This window comes from Bradyrhizobium canariense (assembly GCF_900105125.1).
Lineage (GTDB): Bacteria > Pseudomonadota > Alphaproteobacteria > Rhizobiales > Xanthobacteraceae > Bradyrhizobium > Bradyrhizobium canariense_A.
This window is the reverse complement of the sequence record NZ_LT629750.1, coordinates 1,269,783-1,285,779: the sequence shown is the minus strand read 5'-3', so window position 1 is coordinate 1,285,779 and position 15,997 is coordinate 1,269,783. Positions and strand designations below refer to the sequence as shown.

Here is a 15,997-nt window from a genome sequence, read left to right as displayed (position 1 = left end):
CAACGGGCGCGCGTTCGCGCGACCCGTTGGCCTCGGAATGACGATGGAGACTAAGGCTTCAGGATCGACGCGCCCGTGGTGGCCCGGCCTTCCAGGTCGATATGGGCCTTGGCCGCATCTTTCAGCGCGTAGGCGTGGTTGATCGGGACGTGGATTTTGCCGTTGATGACGGCGGCAAACAACGTGTCGGCGCCTTCCAGTAATTCCGAGCGCTTGCCGATGTAATCGTTGAGCTTCGGCCGGGTCGCAAACAGCGAGCCGTGATTGTTGAGTTCGGCAATCGCAAAGGGCGGCACCGGCCCTGAAGCATTGCCGAAACTCACAAACAAGCCGCGCGGCCTCAGACAGGACAGCGAACCCGGAAACGTTGTCTTGCCAACGCCGTCATAGACGACATCGCAGAGTTCGTTGCGGCTGATCTGCTTCACGCGCGCCACGAAATCCTCTTCGTTGTATAGGATGACGTGATCGCAACCGTTGGAGAGCGCGAGGTCGGCTTTCGCTTTGCTGCCCGCCGTGCCGATGACATGCGCACCGAGCGCCTTCGCCCACTGACATGCGAGCAAGCCGATGCCACCTGCCGCAGCATGGATCAGCACCCGATGCCCCGGCTCGACCTTGAAGGTCTTGTGCAGCAAGTACCAGACCGTCAGCCCCTTCAACATCAGCACGGCGCCCTGCTCGTAGGTGATGTGGTCGGGCAGCTTGACCAGCTTCTCCCAGGGAATGTTCCGTTCGGAGGCGTAGGCGCCAAGGTTGTGATAATAGGCAACGCGATCGCCGGGGTGAAAATTGGTCACACCAGGTCCGACCGCCACGACTTCGCCCGCCGCCTCGTTGCCGGGGACGAACGGCAGTCCCGGCGCCTTATAGAGGCCGGTGCGGAAGTACACGTCAATGAAGTTGAGGCCGACCGCATGCTGGCGGATACGCACCTCACCGTGTCCCGGCTCGGGTACATCCACAGCCTCATAGACCAGAGCTTCGGGCCCCCCCACCTTGTGCACGCGCACAGCCTTGGTCATCGCGGGTTCTCCTTCAATATATCCTGGCCTGCTCTCGGGACGAAGCGAAAGCCATCGAGGCTGCGTTGTCAACTCGATGGTTCCGGGAACGTCTCCAATCGATTAACGGCCGGCTTTTTTACGGTTGCGTTTGGCGAGCACATTGAAGAGTTCGACGACGGCCGAAAACGCGATGGCAAAATAGATATAGCCGCGCGGGATATGGAATTTAAACCCGTCGGCGACCAGCGCCACGCCGATCAGCACCAGGAATGCCAGCGCCAGCATTTTGGTGGTGGGATGCTCGGCCACGAATTTCGCGACCGGGCCGGACGATGCGTACATGATGACACAGGCGATAACGACGGCTGCAATCATGATTTGCAAATCCTGCGCCATGCCGATCGCGGTGATGATTGAATCCAGCGAAAACACCATGTCGATGACGATGATCTGGACAATGACCCAGAAGAACGCGCTGGCTCTCGGCTCAACGTCATCAGCCCCGTCATTCGCCTCGACTTCAGTGTGAATTTCGTGCGTTGCCTTCGCGATCAGGAACAATCCGCCGCCGATCAGAATGATGTCGCGCCAGGAAAAGGCGAAGCCTTTTAGCGTGAGCACGTCCTGGGTCAGGCCGATCAGCCACACCAGCAGGCTGAGCAGCAGGATGCGGAATATCAGTGCGAGCGCCAACCCGATCTGCCGCGCTCGTTTCGCCTGCCGTGGCGGAATGCGCGAGACGATCACCGAGATGAAAATGACGTTATCGATGCCGAGAACGATCTCAAGCGCCGTCAGGGTCAGCAACGCCGCCCATGCCTCCGGACTGGTCCACAGTGCAATCATATGCCGAACGCCCGTGCGAGGCGGATCGCCGCATCGCTTCCCCCGATGTAGATGGCGATCGCACACAGCGCGATGGTGACAGGCATGCCGACGTCGAAATCGCTCGCCAGGGCGTAGATGGCAAGCGCCGCCCAAACTCCGATCAACGACAGGGTCAAGGTGCGCAGCCGGGCCACGCGCACGGGGTGCAGCACATAGAAGGGAATGAACGTGAGCACGATGAGAATGGCAACCGCCAGGCTCGAAAGGCCGGGCGGCCAGTGCAGCAGGAATAGATAGAATGCCGCGGCGTTCCACAGCGCTGGAAACCCGCGAAAATGATTGTCCTCGGCCTTCATGCGCCGATCGGCGAAATAGAGCGCGCTCGATACGACGATGCCGATGCCGAGCAGCGGCGCCGCCAGCGGCAGCAATAAGCCGCTCGCCGTAATGGCGTAGGCTGGCACAAAGACGTAAGTGACAAAATCGACGACGAGGTCGAGCACCTCGCCCGACCAGTTCGGCTGCACATTGGTGACGTCCAGCCGTCGCGCGATCGGACCGTCGATCGCGTCGATTACTAGCGCGATCCCAAGCCAGGCGAACATCGCCGCCCAGTGCTCGCGGACCGCCTCTAGCTGTGCGATCAGAGCGATACCCGCCCCCAGTGCCGTGAAGACATGCACCGAAAACGCGGCGGCCCGCCTTCGCGACGACGCTGACAACGAATCCTGCTGATTTTCCTGGTCCATCTAGCCGGCAGTGCTATCAGGAATCGGACGCCTTTGCATATCGGCGCTTGCGGCGTTCGGCCGCGCAAATCGGTGGGAAACGGAGATGCGGCACGGGCTTGAAAATGCCGCCGGGAACGTCAATTGTCCTGATATGAACGATGTCTCGGCACCATTCGATGTGGTCGTTATCGGCGGCGGACCTGCGGGCGTTGCAACTGCAATCGCGCTGGCGCAGACCGGCGCGAAGACGGCCCTGATCGCCCGGCGCGCACCTTATGCCGACAATCGCACCACGGCTCTGCTCGGTGATTCCGTTGGTTTTTTGCAAGGACTGAACGTCTGGTCCCGCTGCAAAGACAAGGCGGCCCCGTTGCGAACCATGCGGCTGGTCGATGACACCGGCCGGCTGATCCGCGCGCCCGAGGTCAGGTTTTCGTCCGACGAAATCGGCCTCGAGGAATTCGGCCACAATATCGAGAACCGGGCGCTGATGTCCGCATTGGAAGATCGCGCCGCGGAGCTTCCGCGGCTGACCCGGCTCGACGACGAAGCGGATGCGATCGGTCCGGAAGATACAATTGTCGCCATTCGCACCGCTGGCGGACAATCGCTCTCGGCGCGTCTTGTGGTCGGCGCCGACGGACGGCAGTCGCGCTCCAGGAGCGCGGCCGGCATCGAGGTCAGGCGGCGCGAACTCGATCAGGCGGCCCTCACCTTCAACGTCAATCACTCGCGGCCGCATCGAAATATCTCCACTGAGTTTCACACGCCGCAAGGTCCATGCGTCTTCGTACCGCTGCCGGGCAGCCGCTGCAGCGTGGTGTGGGTTGCGGCGCGCAAGGAAGCCGAGCGGCTGATGGCGCTTACGGATGACGAATTATCCGAGGCCACTGAGGTGCGATCGCATTCCATTCTCGGCCGCGTCCATATCGAGCCGGGGCGTCATTTGTTTCCGCTCGCGATCGAACAGTCCCACCGATTTGCGCAGCACCGCATCGCGCTGGTCGGCGAAGCCGCCCATGTGCTGCCGCCGATCGGTGCGCAGGGGCTGAATATGGGGCTCCGCGACGCCGCTGATATCGCCGATATCGTGCGCGACGCGATGGCGGCCGGCGGCGATCCCGGCGCAGCGCCCGTGCTGGATCGCTACCATTCGGCCCGGCGGGCTGATGTTGCAAGCCGGACGCTGGCGATCGATCTGGCGAACCGTTCGCTGCTCAGCGATTTCCTGCCGGTCCAGTCGCTGCGCGCGGCCGGTCTGCATCTGATCGGCTCGATCGGGCCGCTTCGCCGTATCGCCATGCGCGAGGGTCTGGCGCCTTCATGGCGGCCGACGCGTCGGGTGAGCTAGCCGTTCTCAGGGAAATACAAGCCTTCCCGTCTGCAGCAGCCACATCACGCTGGTGAGCGTGACGACAGAGGCGAACGTTCCGATCAGCACCGCAACCGATGCCGGTTCAATCCAGGTGTCGTTCTGCCGGGCGATCACAAACACATTCAGCGCCGGCGGCAGTGACGCCATCAGGACGGCCGTTGCTGCCCAAGGCTGCGCGAAGGGACCCACCAGGAACATCAATCCGAACACGACCAGCGGATGGATCAGGAGTTTAACCGCGATGACGCCGGGAACCTCCCACGGCACGCGGCCGAATGGCCGCAGTGCAACGGTCACGCCAAGCGCAAACAGCGCCACGGGGGCCGCGGCGTTCTGGAGAAACAGCAAGGTATTATCGATCGCTACCGGAGGCCGAAGGTGGAGCGATGCCGCCAGCGCGCCGGCACAGGCCGACATGATCAGCGGATTGAAAACGATCTGCCGGGCCACGATCCCCAGCGTGTGCAGCAAGGATGGATGCTGGCGATCCGTGAGCGCGATCAGTAGTGGCACGATCGAAAACAGGAAGATGCTGTCGCAGCAGAAAATCAGCGCGGTCGGCGCCGCGGCCTTCGTTCCCAGCACGGCCAGCGCTAGCCCGGGGCCCATATAGCCGATATTGCCATAGCCGCCGGAAAGGCCCGCCAGCGTGGCCTCGCGAAAGGTCAGCCGCCCGATGAACCGTCCCGCCAACAGCGCGAGGGCGAAAGCGCTCGCCGTACCGAGCGTGGTTGCGACCAGAAATGGCGGGTTATTGAGTTCCGCAAACGGCGTCTTGGACATGATGCCGTACAGCAGCGCGGGCAGCGAGACATAGAGCAGAAAGAAATTCATCCAGGCGAGGCCCGCCTCCGGGATAGCCTTGGCCTTGCCGCAGGCAAAGCCAATGAAGATCAAGCCGAAATACGGCAGCGCCAGATTGAGAACGTCGATCATCGGGAAGCGTTTTCTTCATCATGATAGCCCCGGTCGACGCGCCGGACAGGCGGCCACAGCAAGGGTTAATTCGCCCGTTTGCCTCTAGCATCGGCCACAATCATGGTCTATTCGACGAGACATGATAAAAGCGCGTACCGCCAAATTTCAGATCGGGCAGATCGTCCGCCATCGGATCTTTTCGTTCCGGGGCGTGATCTTCGATATCGATCCGGAATTCAACAATACCGAGGAATGGTGGCTGTCGATCCCTGAAGAGAATCGACCGCACAAGGATCAGCCGTTCTATCATTTGCTCGCCGAGAATTCGGAATCGGAATACATCGCCTATGTTTCCGAACAGAACCTGTTGCCCGATGACTCGGGCGAGCCGATCCGGCATTCGCAGGTGGCCGAGATTTTCGTGAAGGACAAGTCGGGCGGTTACCGGCCCCGGAACCCTTCATTGAATTAGACTTTCCGCTGAACCAACCCAATAGCCTGGCCAAGAACTGGCCAAGAACAAGAAAAAAGGCGCCCGATCGGGCGCCTTTTGTTTGCTGGTGATGGCCCTTATTTCGCGGCCGGAGCCGGAGTGGCCGGAGCCGCACCCGCGGGCGAGTTCGCCTGCAGCTTGGCGCGGGCTTCTTCAGCACGCTTCTGCAGTTCTTCCTGCAGCTTCTTCTGGGTCTCTTCGAATACCTTCGGGTCGGTCGGCGGCCCGTCATAGGCTTTGGCGAATTCCGCCAGCGGCAGCGGCAAGGTGAGCGGTGCGCCGTTGGAATTGATGGCCTGCACCACCAGATTCTGACCCTTCTTCATGTTGGCCAGCAATTCCGGGGTCACCTCGTAATCCGACATGCAACCATTGGCGAAGCAGATCACATAAGGGGACTGCATCGGCGGGTTGCTGTCGACGATCACGCGCGTGCCATGAATGAGCTGCATGCCGAGCGGCAGCGTGACGCGCAGGATCTTCTTCGGTTCGCCTTCCGGCTCGATGATAACGGCGGCAATCACCGGTTGCCCGGACTCGATGCGACCATCCTTGCCGGTGAAGCAGACCTGCTTGGCATTGGCATCCTGACCCTTCAGGCAGAATTTGGTCCAGGGCGCATAGATCAGCTGAACTTGCTGGTCCTGCGGCTGAGCCCCTGCGGCCGGGGCACCCGCGGCGGGCGCGCCTGCCGCTGGCGGCGGTGCTGCCTGCTGAGCGGTCGGAGCCGGCGCTGCCGGTGCAGCTTTCGGCGCGGCCTTGGGCTTGGCCTTGGGAGCGGCGGGTGCCGGAGCCGGGGCTTGGGCCTGCACCTCGGAAGCAAGAAACGAAGTGGCCAGAGCGGTCGCCGCCAACAAGGCAAAAACCCGCCCACGCGGCCAGATCGGCGCGGCCAAGATACGGAAATTCATTGCGGAAAACCCTTTCTGAACGGGAGCGCCCGAAACCGCTGCAGGGCACCGAGACCTGACCGTTTGCGCGGCTGTCTCCCTGCCAATTGAGGCGGATACGTGACAGGCTCTTTCGCCTCGGTCAATTGCACGCCTTCATACAGCGGCGTGCGAAAAGATCAATGCCAACGGGCACCTTTGATGCATGCGGGGCCTGATGCGAACGGCTGTGATAAAGCTCCGATGTGAGCGATATCGAATCAAATCGACACGATGCACGGCGGGCTTGGAGACGCTGCTGCGTTCGCGCTTTTCTCTGCGGTTTCCTCGCGCTTGGCGCGTGGCTGACGACGGACTGCCACGCAGCATCGGCAGACCCAAGCTATGCCCTCGCCATGCACGGGGTGCCGGCGTTATCAGCCAACTACGGCCACATGCCCTATGCCAATCCCGACGCACCGAAAGGTGGCCGGCTGGTGCAAGGTCTTTTGGGAACCTTCGACAGCCTGAACCCGCTGATCGTCAGGGGTCTCGCGGTGCAGCAGATCAGGGGTTATGGGTTCGAGCGGGGCTATGTCTACGAAAGTCTGATGGCGCGTGGCGATGATGAGGCCTTCACGTTTTACGGCCTGCTGGCCAGGAGCGTGGAAACCGACGACGTCAGGAGTTACGTCACCTTTCATCTCGACCCTTTGGCGCGTTTCTCGGACGGGCAACCCGTGCGCGCCGAGGACGTGCTGTTTTCCTGGGCCCTGCTGCGCGACCACGGCCGTCCCAACCACCGTCAGTATTATTCCAAGGTCGCAAAGGCCGAAGCACTCGACCCGCTGACGGTGAGGTTCGATTTCGGCGGCGTGCAGGACCGTGAACTGCCGCTGATCCTCGGCCTGATGCCGATCCTGCCGAAACACGCGACCGATGTCGCGACCTTCGAGGAAACCTCGTTGTCGCCGCCGATCGGTTCCGGCCCTTATCGCGTTACCGAAGTCAAACCCGGCGCCAGTGTTACCTTCATCCGCAATCCCGATTATTGGGGCCGCGACCTGCCGGTGAACAGGGGCTTATGGAACTTCGACGAGATCCGGCTCGATTTCTACCGGGAGGCGAACGGCCAGTTTGAGGCCTTCAAACGCGGCCTCTACGACTTTCGTGTCGAAACCGAACCGCTGCGTTGGCACGACGGATATGATTTTCCCGCCGTCCGCGACGGCGAGGTGGTTCGTGACACCATCAAGACCGGGCTGCCGCAGCCATCGGAATTCCTGGTGTTCAACACCCGGCGCGAGGTGTTTTCCGATATCCGTGTGCGCCAGGCCCTGACGCTGCTGTTCGATTTCGAATGGATCAACCGCAATTACTTTTTCGGGCTTTACACCCGCTCGGCAAGTTTCTTTGCCGGGTCCGAATTATCGGCCTATGGCCGCCCGGAGGATGCGCGTGAGCGCGAACTACTGAAACCGTTCACATCGCACATAGCGCCGGATATTCTGGATGGCAGCTATCGCCTCCCCGTCAGCGACGCTTCGGGCCGCGATCGCACGACGTTGCGCCGTGCATTGAATTTGCTGTCCGAGGCCGGCTACGACCTCGAAGGCACGGTGTTGCGGAAGCGTTCGACCAAAGTGCCCCTCACCTTCGAGATTCTGGTGACGACGCGCGATCAGGAGCGCATCGCGCTGGCCTATGCGCGAGACCTGAAGCGAGCCGGCATCGAGGCGACCGTGCGGTCGGTCGACGCCGTCCAATTCGACCAGCGGCGGCTCGGCTATGACTTCGACATGATCCAAAACCGTTGGGACCAGTCGCTGTCGCCGGGCAACGAGCAGTGGTTTTACTGGGGAAGCGCAGCCGCGGACAGCCAGGGCACCCGCAATTACATGGGAGCAAAGGATCCCGCGATCGACGCCATGATCGCAGCCATGCTGGCGGCACGCGAACGTCCCGACTTTGTCTCGGCCGTGCGGGCGCTTGATCGGGCCTTGATGTCCGGCTTCTACGCTATTCCGCTGTTTAACGTCGGAGAGCAATGGATTGCGCGCTGGAATCGGATAGAACGGCCCACGGCCACCGCGTTGACGGGATATCTCCCGGAGACCTGGTGGCAAAGACCGGCGGCCCCAGCAAAGTGAATCCGTGATCCAGACCAATCCATCGCCAACACTTGAGGCACTGTTTCGACGGGTTCTGACACGTCAGCCGGACGCGCTGGCGCTGCTCGATCCGGTCAACAAGGCGCGCGTCACGGGCCTTCCGCCAAAACGCCTGACCTTCGCGCAAGCCGATCGTGCAATCACGGCGCTGGCGGCGCATTTCATCGAGGCAGGCCTGCCCGCGAATTCCGTGATCGCGATTCATTTGCCCAACACCGTCGAGTTCATGCTGACGGTGCTTGCGGCGCATCGTGCCGGGCTGATCGTGGCATTGCTCCCGATGCTTTGGCGTCAGGCGGAATTGACGGTCGCGCTCAATCGCACCGGAGCCCGGGCGATTGTGACGATGAGCAAGATCGATGGCGTCAGCCATGCCGATCTCGCCATGAACGCGGCTGCCGAAGCATTTTCAATCCGTCATGTCTGCGGCTTCGGCAATGACCTGCCCGAGGGCATGGCGTCGCTCGATCAGGCACTCATCAGTGGATCCGAAACCAGCCGCGCGATCATGCATGATGGCCGCAAGGCCGCGATCGTTTCCTTTGACGTGACCGCGGATGGCTTTTGCGCAGTCCCGCGCACGCATCTGAACCTGATCGCCGGCGGCCTCGCGGTGTTCCTCGAAAGCAACGTGCCGCAGGGCGCGAAAATAATGTCGGCCTTCGCGCCGTCATCGTTCGCGGGCCTGACCTCGTCACTCCTGGTCTGGCTGCTGTCCGGGGGAACACTTGCGTTGCATCATCCGTTCGACGGCGACGCGCTCGAACAACAGATCAACGAGAATGGCTGCGATACGCTGGTCGCGCCCGCCCAACTGGTGCAGCGACTGGCCGAAGCCGACATGCCGTCACGGCTGCCGACCTTGCGCAACGTGATCGGCCTTTGGCGCGCGCCGGAGCAGATCACGTCGTCACCGCCCTGGACGATCGCGAGTGCGACCCTGACGGACGTTTATCTGTTCGGAGAAGCCGGACTGTTCGGCGCCCGTCGCGCGGCCGACGGCACGCCGGCACCGATCCTTCCGGGATCGCACGGTGCGCCGCGTGATGTGCCGGGCTCGTCGATCGCGGGCGAAACCCTGATCACGCCAAAAGGTACGCTCGGATTGCGGGGACCGATGGTGAGCGTGGCGGCCTATGCCCCCCCCGCCCCGCCAAGCGACTCGTTGATGGCACCGCCGCCTCGCGACTATGTCGATACCGGCTACGCCGTGCGGCTCGACCGTTCGACCGGCGCGGTCTGCATCACGGCACCGCCATCCGGTATCATGGCCGTCGGCGGCTACCGCTTCCTGTCGCAGGATTTACAGGAATGGGCCAAGCGGCTCGGACAAGGCGCGCTGCTGACGGCGCTGCCCGATCGGCTCAGTGGCTACCGTCTCGCCGGCCGCGCCCAGGATAACGCCCGGGCGCGCGACGCGCTTGGAGAACTCGGGCTTAACCCCTTGATGGTAGAAGCATTTCGAGATCGGGCCGGTCGCGTCTAATTCATATCGAACGACGTCGTTGACGCGCCATTAAGGCTGGCCAACTAGGGTCGGGCTTTCCATTGATCGCTTTGGCCCGAATACCCCGATGTCGCAGCAAGGTCCGATCCTCATCGTATCGACCGCCGAACGGCCCTCGTTCGCGACGGCGCTTGACGATGCGAAGTTGTTCCCGGTCATCGAAACCCGCTGGGCCGACGCGCCGCGTGCCATCGAGCAATTACACCCGGCTGCGGTTCTGGCCGCAATCTCAGAGACATCGGAGCAAGACCTCGATGTCCTGGCCAAGCAGATCGCCGGCACAAAACCCTATCTTCCCCTGATCGCCGTCGATCCGCAGATCCTGCTGCCGGGAAACGCTATTCCGTTCTCGCACGTCGGCGGCAATTTCGATCGCCTCATCGCGCGCCTGCGCGCGGCGCTGCGTGTCAGGACGCTGCATGCCACCGTACTGCGGCGGCTGAGCGACGCCCCGGCGGCGCCGACACCATCGGACACCGATCCCGTGCGTGACGCCACCGTTCTCTTGATCGGACGCGGCGCAGCCTATCCTGCGCTGTCCGTGGCGCTCGGCGAGCGGATGGGAATTGTCGGCGCGCTCAGCATTGAAGCGGCGGCAAAACATCTCAACGATCGAGACATCGACGGCATCGTGCTTGGCGAAGGTTTCAGCCCGCGGGTGGTGGACGCTTTCCTCACGGTGCTGTCGGAGGATTCCCGTTTTCGTCATCTGCCTGTCGTCGTGACATCGGACGGGCTGGCGCCAAGCTATGACCTGTCGAACCTCGAAATCATAACCGGTGAACCCGCCTATATCGCGGCCAACGCCGTGCCGCTGATCCGCCAGCATGCGTTTGAGGTGTATCTGGGCCGTACACTTCAGTCGATCGATGAAGGCGGCCTGCTCGATCCGCAAACCGGCCTGCTGACGCCGGTTGCCTTCAACCGCGATTTTGCGACGACGGTTTATCAGACGCTGTCGCGTGGTGGCGGGCTTTCGGTCGCGCGCTTTGCCTTCGATCCCGCGCATGCACGTGCGCAGCGCGACGGCGCGCGAATCATCAGCCGCCTGAAACGAAAAATGGATTTCGGCGCGGTCCTGCAAGACGGATCCGTCATCGTGGCGTTCGCTGAAACCGATTTACGGACCGCACACGCAATTGCGCGGCGTCTGTCCAGCGTGATGCGGCACACCAGCCACGGCAAACGCGAGACGCGGTCCGAGCCGGTGATCACAGTTGCAACCATGCTGCCAACGGACTCGGCGAGATCGTTGCTCGCGCGACTCTATGAGGAAGGCCAACGCGCCGCCTCGTGAATGTTTCCGCCACGCTTCGGAACAACCATTCCAGCCCTGCATTGTAGATCAGCAATTCTGCACTGGAGGACGAGGACGACATGAAAAAGATTGCACTGATCGCTGCTTCGCTGGCCGTTTTGGCTGCACCCGCATTCGCTGAAGACGCCAAAACCGTCGGCACCGCTCCTGCCGAAGCTAAATTCTCAACGGTACAAAAGGACGAGATGTTCAGCTCGAAACTGAAGGGCTTGAACGTCTACAACCAGAAAGATGAATCGATTGGCGAGATCACCGATCTTGCGATCAAGAACCATCAGGTCGATGCACTGATCCTGTCAGTCGGCGGCTTCCTCGGCATGGGCGAGCACTATGTCGCGGTATCGCCGTCGTCGGTTAACGTTCGCTATGACAGCAAGGACGATAAATGGCTGGCGTCGATGAACACGACCAAGGAAGCGTTGAAGGCCGCGCCTGAGTTCAAATATCCAAAATAAGCCGCCTTTATTGGAACAAAAACAGCCGTCCGCAACGATGCGGGCGGCTGTTCGTTATCAGCTACTCGCTACGCCGCTTTCTTGTTCTCGGCGAGATTGGCGAGCTGGCGCAGGATTTCGGTCGTGCCCATCAGCCGTTCTTCCGGCGTCTCCCATTCCTGAAAGAACACCACCTTCATGTCCGGCCGCACCTTTGCAGCCTGGCCATGCTGGCGGATGAAATAGACCAGCCGGTCCGGCTGCGCGAACTTGTTGTCGCGGAACGTAATGACCGCGCCCTTCGGCCCGGCATCGACCTTCTCGACATTGGCTCTGCGGCAATAGGCTTTGATCGCCGCGACCTTGAACAGATAGCGCACCTCATCCGGCAACACGCCGAAACGGTCGCGCATTTCGGCGGCAAAATTGTCGATCTCCTCGTCGGTATCGAGATCGGCGAGCCGCCGGTACAGTGAGAGCCGCACCGCGAGGTCGGCGACGTAATCTTCTGGGATCAGCACCGGCATGCCGATGGTGATCTGTGGCGACCAGCGATCCGCGGCGGGTTCGACGACGCCTGCCTTGAGGTTGAGGATCGCCTCCTCGAGCATCGATTGATACAGCTCGAAGCCGACTTCCTTGATATGTCCGGACTGTTCCTCGCCAAGCAAATTGCCGGCGCCGCGGATATCCAGATCGTGCGACGCGAGCTGGAAGCCGGCGCCCAGATTCTCCAGCGACTGCAGCACCTTCAACCGCCGCTCGGCCTGCGCCGTGATCTTGTGCTGTGCCGGCAGCGTGAACAATGCATAGGCGCGCAGCTTGGAGCGGCCGACCCGGCCGCGCAACTGATAGAGCTGCGCCAGGCCGAACATGTCGGCGCGATGCACGATCAGCGTGTTGGCGTTGGGAATATCGAGGCCGGACTCGACGATCGTCGTCGAAAGCAGGATATCGTACTTGCCGTCATAGAATGCCGACATGATGTCTTCGATGACGGTCGGCGCCATCTGCCCATGCGCGACCGCGACCTTCATCTCCGGCACATTCTTGTCGAGGAAATCCTTTACGCTCGCGAGATCCTCGATGCGCGGCACCACGTAGAAGGCCTGTCCGCCGCGATAACGTTCACGCAACAATGCTTCGCGGATCATCAGGGGATCGTGGGGCGCAACGAACGTGCGAACCGCCAGACGATCGACCGGGGGCGAAGCGATGATGGAGAGATCGCGCACGCCGGTCAGAGCCAGTTGCAGCGTGCGCGGGATCGGCGTCGCGCTTAGCGTCAGCACGTGGACCTGGGCGCGCAACTGCTTCAGCCGCTCTTTGTGGCCAACACCGAAATGCTGCTCCTCGTCGACGATCAGAAGCCCGAGATCCCTGAACTTGATCGATTTGCCGAGCAGGGCGTGGGTGCCGACCACGATGTCGACCCCGCCTTCGGTCAATCCCTTCTTGACCTGTGTCAGTTCTTTCGGCGCGATCAGGCGCGAGGCCTGCGCGACATTGACCGGAAAGCCGCGAAAGCGCTCGGTAAAGGTCCGGGTGTGCTGCCGCGCCAGCAGCGTCGTCGGCACCACGATGGCGACTTGCTTGCCATCCAGCGCGACAGCGAACGCCGCGCGCAGCGCCACCTCGGTCTTGCCGAAGCCAACGTCGCCGCAGATCAGCCGATCCATCGGCCGGCCGCTTTCGAGGTCCTTCAAGGTGGCATTGATGGCGCCAAGCTGGTCCTCGGTTTCCTCGTAAGGGAAACGCGCGCAGAACTCGTCATAGACATGCGGCTGCACCGGCGTTTTCGGCGCCTCATGCAGATGCCGTTCGGCGGCGATCTTGATCAACTCGCCGGCGATCTCGCGGATGCGGTTTTTGAGCTTGGCCTTGCGCGCCTGCCAGCCGCTGCCGCCCAACCGGTCCAGTTCGACATGGGCATGGTCGGAGCCGTAGCGCGACAGCAGTTCGATATTTTCGACCGGGAGAAACAGTTTTGTTTCGGCGGCATAATGCAGTTCGAGACAGTCGTGCGGCGCGCCGGCGACTTCGAGCGTCTGCAAGCCGATGAAGCGGCCGATGCCGTGCTCGACGTGAACCACCAGATCGCCGGCGGCCAGGCTCGTGACCTCGGAGATGAAATTGTCGAGCTTGCGGCTGGATTTGCGCGGCCGCACCAGCCGGTCGCCGAGAATGTCCTGCTCGCTGATGACGGCGACCTGGTCGGTCTCGAAGCCGGACTCCATGCCGACCACCGCCAGCATCGCCTCGTTGCGCGGCGTCGCCTGCACCGTGCGCCAGCTGTTGACGCTGGTCAGGTTGAGCAGCTTGTGATCACGCAGCATGCTGCTCATGCGGTCGCGCGAGCCTTCGCTCCACAGCGCGATCACCACCTTCTTGCGCTGCGCCTGCAGCGCCTGCACATGCGCCACGACAGCCTCAAACACGTTGACCGAGCTGTCGGTCCGTTCCGGCGTGAAGTTGCGCCCTTGCCGGGCGCCGGCATCGACGACGCCAGTGCTGCCGTCGGGCACGGCGAAAGGCGTGAGCCTCGCCAGCGCGGATTCATCGAGACGCTTCGTCCATTCGTCCTCGGTCAAATAGAGTCGGTCAGGCGGCAACGGCTTGTAGATGGCGCCGCCGCCGGGATGCTCCAGCGCCTCGCGCCGCGCTTCATAATAATCTGAGATCTGCTTGAAGCGCTCGCGTGCGGCGTCTTCGCTCTGCGGCTCGATCGCGACCGGCGCATTGCCGAGATAATCGAACAGCGTGTCCATTCGCTCGGAAAACAGCGGCAGCCAATGTTCCATGCCGGGATGGCGGCGGCCTTCGCTGACCGCTTCATAAAGCTGATCGTCGCGTTCCGGCGCGCCGAACGCTGCAACATAGCCCATCCGGAAGCGGCGGATGGTCTCGGTGGTCAGTTGAAACTCGGATATCGGAACCAGATCAAGCGCGCGCATATCCAGAAGCGTGCGCTGGGTCTCGGCGTCGAAGGTGCGGATCGATTCAAGGGAATCGCCGAAGAAATCGAAGCGTACGGGTTGATCGAGGCCCGCCGGAAACAGATCGAGGATGCCGCCGCGAACCGCATATTCGCCGGGCTCGCGCACCGTCGAGGAACGATTATAGCCGTTGTGCTCGAGCCAGGACACGATGGAGTCCATCGGCACGACATGTCCGGGCGCGACCGACAGCGCCTGGGCGGCGACGCCTTCGCGTGCCGGCACCCGCTGCACGATGGCGTTGACGGTCGTCAAAACGATCAGCGGCTTGTCGCTGCCTTGAATACGCGCCAGCCGCGCCAGCGTGGTCAGCCGTTGCGCCAGGACGCCGCCATGCGGCGACACGCGGTCATAGGGCTGGCAATCCCAGGCCGGAAACTGCATGACCGGCAAATCCGGCGCGAAGAATTCCAGCGCGCGCGCCAGTTGCTGCATCCGCGGGCCGTCGCGGCAGACCACCGCGAGGCTGATCGCAGGCGGCTTCGGCCGGGCCGCGATCGCGCGCGCCAGATCCGAGACGACCAGACCTTCGGCACCCTCGGCGACATTGGCGAAGGTCAGCGCACGACCGGGCGCGAGCAGTTGCGCGGGCGATTGTACCGGCGCCTTCATGCCTCGTGATCCACGGCTCGAAATGCTTTGATGTGCTCAAACAGCGGGCCCGCATATTCAGGTGCAAGTGGCTTGTCGCCGGTCAGCGCGGCGTAGAGATCGGGATCAGGCACCTCGATCAGACGCTCCAACTCGGCCAACTCAAGGTCGTCGAGGTGCGTAATCTCGGCGTCCGCGAACCGGCCGAGGATCAGATCCATCTCGCGGGTACCGCGGTGCCAACAGCGAAACAGCAGCCGCTTGCGGCGGTCATCGAGGCCGCCGCTCGATCGTGTCGATCCGGTCATTCTTTCATTTCCATCCGAACGCCAAAAGCCCGGACGTGCCGGGCGGGGTTGGTATAGCGTCGGGATCGGGCAATGTCAGTAGCTGATCGCCCTGCAAAATCGGCTGACTGGCCTGTTGACACAGCTTTGCGTTCCCGCGGCGCGAGGCGCCCGAGCTTTGACGATCGTTTCACCCGGCAGAGGGCGTGGGGAATGCCGGGTGCCCGCCGCACCCGCAGCCTCGTGTGTAAAAGTAGAAAACACACGAGTTAGTCACCACAGGTTCACCGGAATCACCCGGCATTCCCGCACGCAATGGTTTTAACGGCTTATTTCGCGCTCTCCCCGGTGACCGGGCTTTGTTGCCACCGTCATCGGCGGAAAACCGCCGACTTGACGCCAGCATCGGGGCGTCAGGACCACACGACTTCGTCGTCCGCGTCAGCGCCGCTCGTCTGCAACGCTATCAGCG

The 15,997-nt window shown here is 62.4% G+C and carries 13 protein-coding genes; 6 read left to right on the top strand and 7 right to left on the bottom strand.

Annotated features, from left to right (window positions below; genetic code table 11):
• Positions 1-50 precede the first annotated feature (50 nt).
• The 3 genes from BLV09_RS06370 to pcsA all read right to left on the bottom strand — a co-directional run bounded on the left by BLV09_RS06370 (position 51) and on the right by pcsA (position 2,584).
• Positions 51-1,025, bottom strand: a complete 975-nt coding sequence (locus tag BLV09_RS06370) for a quinone oxidoreductase family protein (protein ID WP_146686675.1) — start codon at positions 1,023-1,025, stop codon at positions 51-53.
• Positions 1,026-1,127: 102 nt separating this feature from the next.
• Positions 1,128-1,853, bottom strand: a complete 726-nt coding sequence (locus BLV09_RS06365; RefSeq protein ID WP_146686674.1) for a TerC family protein — start codon at positions 1,851-1,853, stop codon at positions 1,128-1,130.
• Positions 1,850-2,584 (bottom strand): phosphatidylcholine synthase, encoded by a 735-nt coding sequence (pcsA, locus tag BLV09_RS06360; RefSeq protein WP_146686673.1) that lies wholly within the window; start codon positions 2,582-2,584, stop codon positions 1,850-1,852. Before pcsA ends, BLV09_RS06365 begins: the two co-directional genes overlap by 4 nt.
• A gap of 133 nt (positions 2,585-2,717) precedes the next feature.
• Between pcsA and BLV09_RS06355 the strand changes: the two genes are divergently transcribed.
• Positions 2,718-3,917, top strand: a complete 1,200-nt coding sequence (locus BLV09_RS06355) for a UbiH/UbiF family hydroxylase (protein ID WP_146691002.1) — start codon at positions 2,718-2,720, stop codon at positions 3,915-3,917.
• A gap of 6 nt (positions 3,918-3,923) precedes the next feature.
• Here BLV09_RS06355 and BLV09_RS06350 read toward each other — a convergent pair whose 3' ends face one another.
• Positions 3,924-4,877: an AEC family transporter gene (locus tag BLV09_RS06350; protein WP_146686672.1), complete on the bottom strand. Its 954-nt coding sequence runs from the start codon at positions 4,875-4,877 to the stop codon at positions 3,924-3,926.
• Between the two features lie 121 nt (positions 4,878-4,998).
• Here BLV09_RS06350 and hspQ point away from each other — a divergent pair, with 121 nt between their 5' ends.
• On the top strand, positions 4,999-5,331 hold the full coding sequence (hspQ, locus tag BLV09_RS06345; RefSeq protein ID WP_100381875.1) for a heat shock protein HspQ: 333 nt from the start codon (positions 4,999-5,001) through the stop codon (positions 5,329-5,331).
• Positions 5,332-5,429: 98 nt separating this feature from the next.
• Here hspQ and BLV09_RS06340 read toward each other — a convergent pair whose 3' ends face one another.
• Positions 5,430-6,263: an invasion associated locus B family protein gene (locus BLV09_RS06340; protein ID WP_100381876.1), complete on the bottom strand. Its 834-nt coding sequence runs from the start codon at positions 6,261-6,263 to the stop codon at positions 5,430-5,432.
• A 374-nt stretch (positions 6,264-6,637) separates the two neighbouring features.
• Between BLV09_RS06340 and BLV09_RS06335 the strand changes: the two genes are divergently transcribed.
• The 4 genes from BLV09_RS06335 to BLV09_RS06320 all read left to right on the top strand — a co-directional run bounded on the left by BLV09_RS06335 (position 6,638) and on the right by BLV09_RS06320 (position 11,672).
• Complete coding sequence (locus tag BLV09_RS06335) at positions 6,638-8,371, top strand: extracellular solute-binding protein (RefSeq protein WP_146686671.1); 1,734 nt, start codon at positions 6,638-6,640, stop codon at positions 8,369-8,371.
• 4 nt (positions 8,372-8,375) lie between these two features.
• Positions 8,376-9,878 carry an AMP-binding protein gene (locus BLV09_RS06330; RefSeq protein WP_146686670.1) on the top strand — a complete coding sequence of 501 codons (1,503 nt, stop codon included), beginning with the start codon at positions 8,376-8,378 and terminating at the stop codon, positions 9,876-9,878.
• An 88-nt stretch (positions 9,879-9,966) separates the two neighbouring features.
• Positions 9,967-11,196, top strand: a complete 1,230-nt coding sequence (locus BLV09_RS06325) for a GGDEF domain-containing protein (protein WP_146686669.1) — start codon at positions 9,967-9,969, stop codon at positions 11,194-11,196.
• An 80-nt stretch (positions 11,197-11,276) separates the two neighbouring features.
• Complete coding sequence (locus tag BLV09_RS06320; RefSeq protein WP_100381880.1) at positions 11,277-11,672, top strand: PRC-barrel domain-containing protein; 396 nt, start codon at positions 11,277-11,279, stop codon at positions 11,670-11,672.
• 68 nt (positions 11,673-11,740) lie between these two features.
• Here BLV09_RS06320 and mfd read toward each other — a convergent pair whose 3' ends face one another.
• Complete coding sequence (mfd, locus tag BLV09_RS06315) at positions 11,741-15,259, bottom strand: transcription-repair coupling factor (protein ID WP_146686668.1); 3,519 nt, start codon at positions 15,257-15,259, stop codon at positions 11,741-11,743.
• Positions 15,256-15,546, bottom strand: coding sequence for a succinate dehydrogenase assembly factor 2 (locus BLV09_RS06310; RefSeq protein WP_100381882.1), 291 nt, complete (start codon positions 15,544-15,546; stop codon positions 15,256-15,258). Before BLV09_RS06310 ends, mfd begins: the two co-directional genes overlap by 4 nt.
• Positions 15,547-15,997 lie beyond the last annotated feature (451 nt).